Annotated in this window: 10 protein-coding genes; 2 read left to right on the top strand and 8 right to left on the bottom strand. The window is 40.8% G+C overall.

Features of this window, described 5'->3' with window-relative positions:
• Positions 1-3: 3 nt before the first annotated feature.
• Both EGN73_RS00420 and EGN73_RS00415 read right to left on the bottom strand, forming a co-directional pair.
• Positions 4-1,473 (bottom strand): RagB/SusD family nutrient uptake outer membrane protein, encoded by a 1,470-nt coding sequence (locus EGN73_RS00420; RefSeq protein WP_219286066.1) that lies wholly within the window; start codon positions 1,471-1,473, stop codon positions 4-6.
• A 4-nt stretch (positions 1,474-1,477) separates the two neighbouring features.
• The gene (locus EGN73_RS00415) at positions 1,478-4,558 is read right to left on the bottom strand and encodes a SusC/RagA family TonB-linked outer membrane protein (protein WP_219286065.1); all 3,081 of its coding nucleotides are present in this window, start codon (positions 4,556-4,558) and stop codon (positions 1,478-1,480) included.
• A 244-nt stretch (positions 4,559-4,802) separates the two neighbouring features.
• Between EGN73_RS00415 and EGN73_RS00410 the strand changes: the two genes are divergently transcribed.
• Positions 4,803-7,667 (top strand): helix-turn-helix and ligand-binding sensor domain-containing protein, encoded by a 2,865-nt coding sequence (locus tag EGN73_RS00410; RefSeq protein WP_246611400.1) that lies wholly within the window; start codon positions 4,803-4,805, stop codon positions 7,665-7,667.
• Between the two features lie 17 nt (positions 7,668-7,684).
• On the opposite strand, the gene EGN73_RS00405 is transcribed toward EGN73_RS00410, so the two are convergent.
• From EGN73_RS00405 to EGN73_RS00380, 6 genes are all read right to left on the bottom strand, one after another.
• Positions 7,685-8,989, bottom strand: a complete 1,305-nt coding sequence (locus tag EGN73_RS00405; protein WP_219286064.1) for an MFS transporter — start codon at positions 8,987-8,989, stop codon at positions 7,685-7,687.
• 78 nt (positions 8,990-9,067) lie between these two features.
• Entirely contained in the window at positions 9,068-9,895 is an 828-nt protein-coding gene (locus tag EGN73_RS00400; RefSeq protein WP_219286063.1) for a helix-turn-helix domain-containing protein, read from the bottom strand.
• 468 nt (positions 9,896-10,363) lie between these two features.
• The gene (locus tag EGN73_RS00395; protein ID WP_219286062.1) at positions 10,364-10,567 is read right to left on the bottom strand and encodes a type II toxin-antitoxin system VapB family antitoxin; all 204 of its coding nucleotides are present in this window, start codon (positions 10,565-10,567) and stop codon (positions 10,364-10,366) included.
• Positions 10,568-10,666: 99 nt separating this feature from the next.
• Complete coding sequence (locus EGN73_RS00390) at positions 10,667-11,002, bottom strand: type II toxin-antitoxin system PemK/MazF family toxin (protein ID WP_219286061.1); 336 nt, start codon at positions 11,000-11,002, stop codon at positions 10,667-10,669.
• The gene (locus EGN73_RS00385) at positions 11,002-11,289 is read right to left on the bottom strand and encodes an AbrB/MazE/SpoVT family DNA-binding domain-containing protein (RefSeq protein ID WP_219286060.1); all 288 of its coding nucleotides are present in this window, start codon (positions 11,287-11,289) and stop codon (positions 11,002-11,004) included. The genes EGN73_RS00390 and EGN73_RS00385 overlap by 1 nt, the downstream gene beginning before the upstream one ends.
• Before the next feature lie 150 nt (positions 11,290-11,439).
• Entirely contained in the window at positions 11,440-11,688 is a 249-nt protein-coding gene (locus EGN73_RS00380; protein ID WP_219286059.1) for a LysR substrate-binding domain-containing protein, read from the bottom strand.
• 445 nt (positions 11,689-12,133) lie between these two features.
• Here EGN73_RS00380 and EGN73_RS00375 point away from each other — a divergent pair, with 445 nt between their 5' ends.
• Entirely contained in the window at positions 12,134-12,781 is a 648-nt protein-coding gene (locus EGN73_RS00375; protein ID WP_219286058.1) for a hypothetical protein, read from the top strand.
• Positions 12,782-12,933: the final 152 nt, after the last annotated feature.

Genomic DNA, 12,933 nt, shown 5'->3' with positions numbered 1-12,933 from the left:
TAATTAATATCCTGGGTTTTGTCTCCAATTGCCACCTGCCAAGTCAATCTCAACTTGCGGAATAGGGAATAGCTCGTGCTTCCCCACCTGAAAACCTTGAATGTTTTCTGCTGCCTTGCCAGTGCGGACCAGGTCAAAAAACCTGTATCCTTCTCCTGACAACTCCAATCTTCTTTCTTGAAGAATATCCTCGACCAGTGCTTGTCCTGAACTATTAATAGCAGGCATACCTACCCTTTCCCTCACTTTATTCAGCTCGGTTCTGGCACGACCATCATTGCCTGTCCTTGCAAATGCTTCAGCAGCCATCAAAAGCACATCTGCATAGCGAATGGCCCTGTAGTTTAATGGACTTGTAAGGTCATCATCAGGCAGACCTCTCTCATCAAGTCTTTTTATGTATTTATTATTGTAAAATCCTGTGTGTCCACCTCCACCTCTGGCATAGGTAATGTTACCCGAATTGGGAAGGGAAGCGATAAAAGCATCTATATCCAGCAAAGTCGCTTCACGTCTTGGATCATTTGGGCTAAAAGCATCATATAAGTTCCGGGTTGGTAAATTGTAGCTGTTCCCATCTCCATAAAAAGGCCCATTGTACTGCCTGATGCCATGGAAACCTACCGCCAGATTTCCCTGGAGACATACGTAGCATCCATAATCTCCACCCTGCTGTCCGGAATATTGAATGGTAAATACATCCTCATTTACATTTTCATTGATTACATAAAACATGGTAGAGTAATCTGCGAACAGACCATAACCTGCCTGATTGGTATTGATCAGCTCATCCAAAACCGAAGCGGCTTCCGAAAACTTCTCCTGATAAAGCAAAACCTTACCTAAGAGTGCCATGCTTGCCCCTTTGGTAATCCTTCCTACTTCGGGCTGCACCCAAGGCAAAACTTCTATGGCGATAGCCAGATCACTTTCAATCTGAGCATAGATTTGCTCTTTCGGTGTTCTTTCAGATCTTGAGATTTCACTTAAAGAAATCCTTCTATCCACGATCAAAGGCATGTCGCCAAAGTAAGTCACCAAAGTGAAGTAATAGTATGCCCTTAAAAAATGGGCTTGGGCGAGCAACTGATTTTTCCCCTGAAAATCGAGTTTATCCTGAAATTCAAAAATGTAATTTACCCTTGCTATTCCCGTATAATTGAAACGCATCACATCCCTCAGCTCAGCATTTACTCCGCCATGGGTCATGTTGTCTATTTCATGGAGGCCTTGAGTGTCGGTCACACTTTCTCCACCGGCTATGGAATTGTCTGAGGCAATTTCACCGATGAAAATCTGTAGGTAGGCAGTTTGCATCAGGTCATATGCCCCTATCAATGCCCTTTGAAAGTCCTCTTCAGTATTGAAGAAGTTTTCAGCATCTTGTGTAAACTCAGGATCTATGTCCAGCAAACTATCGCATGAGGACATCAGACCCGCACAAATCAGTAGTGTTGTAAATATTTTTTTCATTTCCTTAGAATCTAAAATTGACACCTCCCATTATGGTTCTTGCTTGGGGATAAATCCCATTGTCTACCCCTGCAAAAAGAGGGTTGGCTGCGCCCACATCAGGATCGAATCCCATGTAATTGGTCAAAGTGACCAGGTTGTTGGCCGCTACATAGAAGCGCGCGTATTGAATCTTTAATTTGCCCGTTAGAGATTGGGGAAGGGTGTAGCCCACCTGCACATTTCTCAACCTCGCAAAAGAACCATCTTCCACATAAAAGTCTGAGAACACTGTATTTCTGGTCTGCCCTGTAGTCAGTCTGGGAACTGTAGTGGATGTTCCCGGGCCAGTCCACCTGTCCAAGTTATAAGCCAACTGATTGGCAAATGGCTGCTGTCTCTCATAGTTTCTGATGATATCCTGACCTAATGCTGCATAGATATTGGCAGAAAAATCAAAGCCTTTGAAATCTACCCCAAAATTGAGTCCCATGATAAAATCAGGAATCGGCGAGCCTACAAAAGTCCTGTCATTGTCATTTCCGAAGCTGATCACTCCGTCCCCATTTTGGTCAACATACCGAAGGTCACCTGGTCTGGCACCGGATTGACTTACCGGGTTACTGGCTACTTCTTCTTGGTTTTGGAAAATCCCATCCGTCTGGTAACCTACAAAGTATCCGATCGGAAATCCCTTTTCAAATCTTGTTACGATATTGCCTCCTACTCCAAATCCGGCTCCCGGTATAAATTCAAAGCCTTCAGGCACCCTGGTCACCTCATTTCTAAGAAAGGTCACATTATAATCAACCCGGAAGTTGACACCTCTTGACCTTTGGGAAGCATAGCCAACTTCCAGCTCAATTCCTCTGTTGGTCACGTTTCCGGCATTGACTACCGGAGGGGCACCACCTGCTCCATATGAACCCAAAAGGGCAGACACTTCCGGTTGAAACAACAGATCTCTGGTATCTTTGATAAAGTAATTGGCGGTGAAATCAATTTTTCTAAAGAGCGTAAAATCCAGGCCTATATTGGTTTGATAGGTTGTTTCCCATTTGAGGTCTGGATTGGAAGTAGTGCCAATTGCAGCTCCATTTACAATCAGGCCGTCAAATACATACCTTCCCAAACCGTTGAGGAGCCCTCTGTACCTGAAAAGTCCGATCTGGTCATTTCCGGAAATACCAAAGCTGGTTCTCAGTTTGAAAAAATCTATAAAATCAACATTGAAAAAAGACTCTTCAGAAATCAACCAAGCACCGGAAACAGCCGGGAAATATCCGATCCTGTTATTGGGGCCGAAATTGGTAGAGCCATCTCTCCTCATTATAGCGGAGAAAAGGTATTTGCCCTGAAAATCGTATTCTCCTCTCAAAAACACTGAAGTCAGCCTCTGTCTTGCCTGAAATGACCCCACATTATTAAGAAATCCTCCTGGAGCCTGATTGGCAGAAATATCGGCAAGTTCAAAATCATTGTTTGGAATATTGAAACCGGTACCGTTTAAGCCCAGGCTTCTATTGCCCAGATAGGAAACACCGACCATTCCCCTCACCCTATGGTCTTCTTTGAATACCTTGTTGTAATTAAGAAATGCTTCAAAATTATAGTCCAAGAAGGTATTTCTGGACTCATTCACAGAGGCACCTCTCTCGATTTCAAGTTCTCCAATATTGATGATTACAGGATCTAGATTGGCATTGCGGGCCGTATTGGCAAATTTCCCTGTGCCATACCACACCAAGGGGTTGAAGACCTTGGAATCTACCAAGGCAAAATTGTACCCTGCACGTCCTGTCAGACTGAAGTGCGGATTGATATCATAAGTGATCTCTTCCTTGCCTACAAGCTTATTGACAAAGGTTTCATTGAAAGTATTTTCCAGCTGGGCCACAGGGTTGATGATATCATTGACCCTATCGAGGTAAGAGTATCTGTCACCGATAAAAATCGGCTCTGTAGGATAAGCATTGACGGCATTGAACAAAACCGAACCTATTCCTCCCTGTGCGATCCCACTGCTTTGCTCATGCGTGTAAAGCAATACATTGGTCAGTCTGACTTTTGGAGCCAGCTCAGTAGTGAAGTTGATTCTTGCATTGTATCTCTCAAAACTCGCCTTCGGACCTCCGACTATTCCCTCTTGGGCAAAGTAAGATCCTCCTATAGAGTAGGAAGTTTTTTCCGATCCTCCCGTTACAGTAAGGTTATATTCCTGAATAGGAGCTTCCTGAAAAACAGCATTCTGCCAATCCGTACCTACTCCAAGATTGGGATTGGAAAAAGGAGCAGGTTGCCCACCGGCTACAAAAGCTTCATTTTTAAGAATAGCATATTGACTCGCATTGAGAAGGTCTAGTTGTCGGGCGGTCTGTTGGACTCCGTAATACGCAGACATGTCGACATTTGCCTTACTATTGAGCTTACCTTTTTTGGTTTCGATGAGAATGACACCATTAGCTGCCCTCACCCCATATATACCTGCAGTACCATCCTTTAGCACATTGACTGATTCAATGTCATTAGGATTAAGTGCATTCAAGCCTGCTGCATCATAGATGACACCATCAACGAGAATGAGAGGATCATTGTCACCAAAAGTACCTATCCCCCTGATCCTGATATTGGAGGTTCCTCCGGGCGCACCAGAATTGGTAGTTATGTTCACCCCGGCAATCTGACCTTGAAGGGCCTGATCTACACGGGGCATGTTCATTTTGGTAATACTTTCACCTTTTACTTGTGAAACAGCCCCAGTAAGTTCCTTTTTGGTTGCAGTACCGTAGCCTACCACGATTACTTCTCCAAGTGAGGTAAGTTCGGGTTCCATCCTGATCTCAACAGGCACACCGGGTACAGCCCTTATTACTTTGGACTGAAAACCAACATAACTAAACCTTAATTCATCACCTTCATTGGCATTGATTTCAAACTCTCCGTCCAAATCCGTGATGGTTCCTGTAGTGCTGCCTACTTTAAGTACACTCACACCAGGGATAGGAACTCCTTGCTCATCAAAAACCTTTCCGCTCACACTTGCTGATTGTGCATGAAGCGCATGGCAGCAAATAAATGCAAGCAAAAAACTCAATACATGTTTCATTTATTTTGGATTAAATTGATGGGCCAAGCTGGAAAGAAATGAAAGGCAAACAAAAAATCAGGATACATCAATACTACTACAAAAGCAAAAATCTAATTTCTCAAAAACTCTACAAATGAATTAAAAAATGGCCTTAAAAGAGCTATTAAATCGATTACATGAAATTTAAAAACACACACATTCAGATAAAATCACTACTACAACAAATTTTTGTTACCTTCATTTTTTCATATCAAGGCTTCTGATGAAAAAAATAATATCAATAGTTTATTTCTTCCTTTGCTACACCTCTTCAATGGCCCAAAGCATTGAGTTAGGACTGCCCTTTTACAAATATTTTTCCAGTCAGGAATACAGCGGAGGAATCCAAAACTACGGGTTCGCTCAAAATGAATCCGGGCTAATATATGTAGCAAACAATTTCGGGATGCTGGAATATGACGGGACAAAGTGGAATAGGTATTCACTTCCCAACAGTACCAAAATACGTGATATCGTCATTGATGATCAAAACAGGATATTTGCAGCCGGTCAAGGTGAGTTTGGATATTTTGCTCCAGGAGAAAAAGGATACCTAGAATTTCTATCGCTGATTCCAACGCTTCCCGAAAATGAAAGGAACCTTGAAGAAGTCTGGAAAATCTTCAGGATGCATAATGCCATCATATTCTGTACCTTCAACAAACTCTTTGTGTTTAGGACAGATCTTCAACTAGAAAACATCATTGAGGCGGAATCCCACTTCGAAAGCTTTTTCTCACACAACAATCAATTGCTTGTCCACGATAGAGGCATAGGGCTGAAACGGCTTCAAAATTCAACTTTGGAGCTGCTCAAAAATCAAGGAGAATTGTCTAACACCTATGTATCAGGCATTGCTGCAGTCGGAAAAGACGAAAGGCTAATATTCACCAGAGACAAAGGTATTTTTCATTACAATGAAGCGGAAATAAAAAAATGGGCTCCTTCCAATCTTAATGAGATCAAAAACATCAATCATGTTCTAAGGCTAAGAGACGGAAAAATAGCTTTGGGTACTCAAAATGACGGGATATTTATCATAACAGAGGCTGGAGAACTGACCCTCCACATGGACAAAAGCCATGGACTGCACAATAATACTGTACTGAGTCAATTTGAAGACATCAGAGGTAATCTATGGATCGGACATAGCAATGGGATTTCCCTTTTGGAGCTCAACCTCCCATTCCGATTGATCGATCAGTTTTCCAATTTATCAGGAACAGGTTACGATGCTTTTGTGGCAGATGACATGATCTATTTTGGTACCAATAATGGGGTATCCTACCTTCCACAAAATGAAAAAGGAGAATCAAAACTGATCAGCAACACCAGCGGACAGGTCTATCAGATCAATTCCATCCAAAATCATATTTTGGTAGCCCATAATGATGGAGCATTTGAAATCAATGGGACGCGGGCAAGAAAAATCACCGATTACCAAGGGGTTTGGAATTTCCTCCCCCTCAAAGACCATCCAAACCTGATTGTCAGCGGCACCTATACAGGACTGGTTTTATTTGAAATCAGAGATGGGAAAGTGGAGTTTCTGCGCAAGCTCAAGGGTTTTGATGAATCCTCCCGTTTGATGCAACAGGACGAAAAGGGCAATATCTGGATGACCCATGGCTACAAAGGTGTTTACAAGCTTCAACTATCAGAAGATCTACAGTCGGTCAGCTACGAGTTTTACGGAGTGGATAAGGGTCTGCCCACAAATCTTCTAATCAGCGTATGGAAAATCAATGACAGACTGCTTTTTACTACTGAGTATGGGATTTATGTGTACAATCATGCAGAAGATAGGTTTGAAAAAGATGAATTTTTCCGACCTTACTTTGGAGATGATTTTTTGATCACCAGCTTACTGGAAGACCCGCTTGGCAATATTTTCTATATTGGAGAGCAGGAAGTAGGAGTTTTAGAAAAACAGATAGGTGGTGGTTTCCAAAAGAAGCACCAAGTTTTTAATAAAATACTTCCTTTTCTCAATGATGACCTTCAAAACATCTCACTTCTTAGGGGAAATGAAGCCCTCTTTGCCGGGAATGATGGATTCATTTGGTTCAAACTGGATAGAAACTCCCCTGCATTTCTTCCTGGATTTCCTACAATCATCCGCTCAGTGTACCAAACTGGGGCATCTGACTCCCTCATTTTGATGAACAATCACCATCAAAGTAGGAATGTTCAGTTGAAATTGAAATATGAATTAGCTGATCTGAGGTTTGAAGTGGCCAATCCAGTGCCCAATCAGGAAAACGATCTTGAGTTTCAATATTGGCTGGAAGGATTTGAAGAGGGCTACGGAGAGTGGACAGTCCGCAAAGACAAGTCCTATACCAACCTAAGGGAAGGCAAGTACACATTCCATGTTATAAGCCGTGACCTTTTTGGAAATGAAGGACAGGAAGCCATTTTTGAGTTTGAGGTAATGCCTCCTTGGTACAGGTCCACATTGGCATATTTCATTTACTTTATCCTAACTATGGTGGCCCTATATTTTATCTATAAAACCATAGAAAAGAGATACCAGAAAAAAACAAAAAAGATAACAGCCGAGCAGACGCGTCAACTCAAGGAAAAAGAGTCTGTCCTGGTAGCTTCTCAAATGGAAATCGAAAGGTTGAAAACCGAGAAGTTGGAATTTGAGATCAAAAATAAAAACAAGGAGCTGGCCTCAGCCACCATGCACCTGATCAACAAAAACGGATTTATAGATCATACCAGGACCCATTTGACATCCATCATCAAAAAAAGTAAAAATCAGGAAGTCAAGAATGAAATCCAGAAAGTCATCCACAGCATAGAAAAAAACATCAAAGGTGATAAGGAATGGGAGCAGTTCGAAATACACTTTGATCAGGTTCATGGGGATTTTATGTCCAGGTTCAAAAAAAGGTATCCGGACCTTAGCCCACAGGAGATCAAACTGAGCGCTTACCTCAGGATGAACCTTTCCTCCAAAGAAATTGCTTATCTGATGAATATTTCGACCAGAGGAGTGGAAATAGCCCGCTACAGACTGAGGAAAAAAATCCAGTTGGAAAGACATGAAAACCTACAGGAGTTTATTCTTAAATATTAAAAAAACGGCTTAGCCCCTTAAACCTCTTTTAATTTAAAAGCCAGAAAAAGACCTAAACCCAAGAGCCCTACAAAGACAAACAGCATTACCTGCACCCCGAAAAAGGAAGAAAAACTCCCCAAGCCTGCAGCAAGTAAGGTGAAAATCCCGATCATAGTATTGGAAAGAGAGACATATAAGGGCCTTTCTTTTTCAGGAGCAAAATCCACAAGGTAGGTCTTCCTGCTCAGTCGGGCGCCTCCATGGGCCATCACCTGAATCAGGAAAAGGGCTGCAAAAACGTAAATGTTTTGCAAACTATCCGGCCAAAAAGGAAATAAGGCCATCAGCGAAATATTGACCATTCCAAGGACAGAAACCCATACCATCAGCTTGCGGCTGGACTGATCTGCAAATCTTCCCCAAAATGGACTGCTCACGATATTGGCAATACCTGCCGCGATTACCATGATTCCCAGATTATTTACTTCACTTCCCAATTCCTCTTTACCCAAGACCACGAAAAAGGGCTGTGCCAAAGGAATCGCCATCAGTAGCCCCCGGGTAAAAATAAAACGGCGAAGGTTGCTGTCTTCCTTCCAATACTTCCATGCATTTTTGATCTCATTTACCGGTGACCTGCCTCCTTCTGTGGCCCCCTTTTCTTCCGCAATCAGTGAGAATAGCAAAGCTGAAAGTATCCAAAGAATAGCTCCTCCCATTACCAACCAAAACAAAAGGTTCTGATCCTGTTCTCCCTCCAAATCCTGTAGAATATATACGCCTCCTATTAGGGTCAGAATCCCGCCTATAGTCGATCTCATGGCCAAGAGCTGTCCTCTTTTCCCTTTGGGAACGGTCTTTCCGACCACATCCTTGAAACTGATACTGGCTACACCGCTGGCCAAGCTAAAAATCAATAAAAGGCTTAAAATTGAAACACCTGCTGCACTCCCCTCTGTTCCCAAAACCACAAAAGCCATAGCGACCAAAGCTAAAGCCTGTACCAATGCAGGAATCACCCAAAACCACTTTCGGATGGCATAAGCTCTGATTTTAGCAGATACAAACAACTGCGGCAGCAAGGACCCGGCATCTTTGATGGGTACCAATGCTCCTGTAAAAGCATTGGGCACACCCAAAGCAGACAAGATCCAAGGTAAAGTAGTCCCGGGACTGACCAATTGCTCTGCAAATTTGGAGAGGGCTCCACTGAAGACATTTTTGAAAAAATTTCCCGGAGTTTCCTTACATGCCCTTTCTGAAATTGCCTCACAGGCCCGTTCTTCTCCTTCGTCAGTAATAAGTTCGTATGCTTTGGAAGCTAAAGTTTGCTGCGACATGGTCAAAAATATAAAACCTTTCTTTCCATCAATAACCAGAGGAAAGAAAGGTTGTTAAGATTTTATTTTTCAATGCTATTAAAGTATGGCAGGTTCTTTACCAAAAGAGTTGTAAAATTCGTCTGGGGAAAGCTTTTTGTATTCCTGATAAATCAAAACCACCAAAGCAATCTCGAATACGGTCAAAAAGATCAATCCTGGAATTGCAAATACTACAAACATAAAGCAAATTCCTGTCACGATCCCAATTGCCCCGACCACAATGTAGCAGGCTCCTTTGGATCTGGACAATTGCAAAAATGCTGCAGCAAAAAGCACGTACAGTACTCCAGAGATCAGGGATCTTAAAATCAATCCGGAGACAAGGTCTATGCCAAGCCAGTAAGTGACCACGTCTTCCACTAAAACTATAGCAGTCCAGACGATCAGCATTACGGCCATAACCTTGAGCATGAGATTGGAAAAAAGCTGACCCAATTTATGGAATCCTAAGGTGAAGATTGTAAACAAGACCAGAATGGAAAGCTTCAGAAAAGCATAAAAGAAGCCAAAACCCAAGAATGCAAATTTCTCTCCTGCTAAAAGCTGTATGTCCATTACCGACTCCACCATGGCAAAAATCAGATATATTATACCCGCAACAAATGCCCACTTCAACCAGGGAAGAAGGTCTTTGTAACTATCTGAGCTTTGTTCGGTATTTTCTGGGTGATTCACCTCCGAAGGTGAGACTTCCAACGCTTCCAAGATCGTCTTTACGGTGTAGGACCTCGGCATCACCTCCCCTGCTTCTATGCGCTGTATGGTTCGGACGTTGATATTGCACTTTTCTACCAATTCCTCTTGGGTCATTCCTTTGGCCTTTCTCCACTCTTGGATTTTCTGGCCTAGTTGCGGTTGTTGCATGTTGTGAATATTTTGTTTGACCATGGCAAGTTGGTTGGATTCTTACAAATATAGCCCGAAAAATGGGAGGATTTCACCCGACATTTGGACGGCATTTGATTGAAAGACACAAGATGTGAGACAATAGACACTAGAAAGACCATCTAGAAATTGAAATATGCTTCGCGATATAAAATAGAAATAAGCCTCCGCCGATATATTGGGAGCATGTAAATAATTATAAGAATAAATATCTGGATAAGGAAAAAAGAAAGATGATGCAACTAATCAACATTCACACATTCAACTAATTGCTCTCACTTCAACTTTGCGAGCGTTGCGTTAATCGTTGCGCCCATTGCGTAAAACCTTAACCTAATCTCATTAAGAAAACTATCCAATTTGGAACAAACGTTCATACCCCACTACCCTCTTAAGCTTTTTATCCAAAGTCCAAAGCTTCAATTCATTTAAAAACAACACCTCTCATCAGCGATTCAAATCTCTTAATTCCTGAGCAGAGTATTTAAACTCTAAGGGCTCACTCACAATCGAAGCTCCTATTTGCTTGACCTTTTGAGAGCGGATGTATGAAATTAAGGCTACCTTCAAAGGCTCTGTTATTGTATCAGCTTTAGAAAGCTCCATAGCTTCTTCAATCAATTCTTGGGAAATTATCGCTGTAACTTTCATAATATTAAGTTTTTACAAAAAAACGATAATGTATCGTATAGAGGCCGAAAATTTGACATTTTTTTCTTCTCTCTCAACTTTAGCATCCCAAGCAAAACTCTAAATCAACCCTAAAATCTTCGCCAAAGAAACCTTTACTTCGGCCAATTCAAGTTCTGTAAGTACTCCAACTTTCTTTACAAACCTTCTTTCAGACAAACTCTTTACTTGAAAACAATCAGCAAAAGAGGCTTTTGATAATCCATTGAGATGATTAGGGTATAGGAGAACCATCCAACTCTTTTGTTCCTTAGTCCCATCGGTCAACGGAACAACTATCTTCAAAGGCAACACCCCAAGGGAATCATCATTTACAATGATTGCTGGCCTGGTTTTTTTTATTTCTTGGCCAACTTGAGGTTCAAAGTTCACCAGCCACACTTCTCCATTTTTCATCATTCAATGATTTCTGTATCAATATCACCCCATTCCTCAACTTCTTGCTCATAATATGATCTAGTCTCAGGATCAGAGGCCTCTTTTTCCATTTCTGAATAAATGGACTTTTTGTTTTTTCGAGCTTCCTCAATTTTCACCTGAAATATGGATTTAGAAGCTGGCCTGATCATAATGCCATCACCATGATCTTCAATTACTACTTCAGAAAGATCATATTTATCAATCAATGCTTTGGGCAAAATAATCCCACTACTATTCCCGATTTTTCTGATTTTTGCTTCCATATTCAAATATACGAATAAAGTAATAACATGTTATAACTTTCATAAGCACACGAAAATTTTATCACTCTACTTTTTTTATTGTATTTCGAAGAGCATTTTTCAATATCCATCAATATCGCAGCGCAAATATCTCTCAATATCACTATTAATTTATATCAACCCCAACACCTTACCCAAAGCCGCATTCCTATTCCCCTTTTTCCAAACGGCATATAACTCCGTTTTTTGCTTGATTTTATCCAGTTCGATAAACTTCACCTTTAAATCATACCCTTGTTTCAAGGATGTGGGCACTATGGCCACCCCCAATCCAGCCTCCACCAGTTTGAATATGGTCAGGGCATGGACAGACTTATGGGTGATTCGTGGTGAGAATCCCTTATCCTCACAGAAAGGCATGGATTTGAGGAGGAGAATTGAAGGAAAAATTTAAAAAAAACGATCAATGAGTATTCAACCAAATCATAATAAATAAATCATAACAAAACAAAATACGACCTATTAAGCTATAACATTAAAATAAATCTTATAAAATTAACATATTAATAAAATAATTTGAAAGAATTAGTTGTATCTTAAATACATATTTTCAACTCTAGACTTTAAATTCGATGAAAACAAAATTCCTTTGCACTATGCGTGAATCCGCAGTTTTAGGTACTGCTTTGGTTTTGATAATGGGGGGGGTGTCAGGATAACTTAAATGACCATCCTCTTTCTATTGAAGCGGAATCTTCTAAAAAATTAGATGATGTTAGAGATGGATACTAAATACATAAATTTAACACTGTTCCTAATTTTCGGATTTGGTAAAATTGACTTATCTGCGCAAAGCCAAAAAGAAGTGATTTTAGGTATAGAGCTAGGCCCGGCTATGCAGTTTGGAAATATTGATCAAAGTAATTTGCAGGGTTTGACTTTGAAAAATACCCTCAATCCACAGATCAGATTTAACGGGTATTTGGAATTAAGTGATAACCTTAGGCTAAAGACAGGTTTGGGCTTAATGACTTACAGCACAAATATTGCTTTTAGGGAGTTTTCTGATCCGGTTTTGATTAGAGAAGTATCCAATATTTCACTTGGCCTGGAAAAAGAATTTCTAAGTAAACGTAAATTAAGACCATTCTTAGGATTGGATATTTTTGTCCAATCCAGACCTAAAATGAATAAGGTAGAATTTAATTCTTCTGAAGGCATAAAACTCATACCTGCCAGTGAAACTCAAAATATTTTGGTGAATCAGGGAACAGTCACTGTGTCTTCCTCATCGGTTTTCTTATACCTTACCCCATCAATAGGCTTCAACTATCAGTTGAGCAATAAAATCATTGCCGGTTTAAGCGGAACCTACGGATGGAACCTCACTGACCCATTGATAATTTTTGATTACAGCACCCTTACTTTAGGAGAGAGAAATTACAGTTTTAAGGGCAGTTATTCAGGAGATTTTCTTTCAGTTCTAGTTGGGCTTAAATACAGATTGAAATAACAATTTCTGCGTTTTCAGTCAACAGTAGAGGCCTTAAAAAAAATTAGAGAAATAAGATATGAAAACCAAATTTTTAGTGCATCACATAGTATAAGTCCTTGGTTTTCTTTCATTTCACTTGGTTATGAGATTAAGATCAGATAATTGGTCCA

Source organism: Arthrospiribacter ruber (assembly GCF_019343195.1).
In the GTDB taxonomy this organism is placed as follows: domain Bacteria; phylum Bacteroidota; class Bacteroidia; order Cytophagales; family Cyclobacteriaceae; genus Arthrospiribacter; species Arthrospiribacter ruber.
The sequence above is the reverse complement of the archived record's forward strand: the minus strand, read 5'-3'. Positions and strand labels throughout refer to the sequence as shown.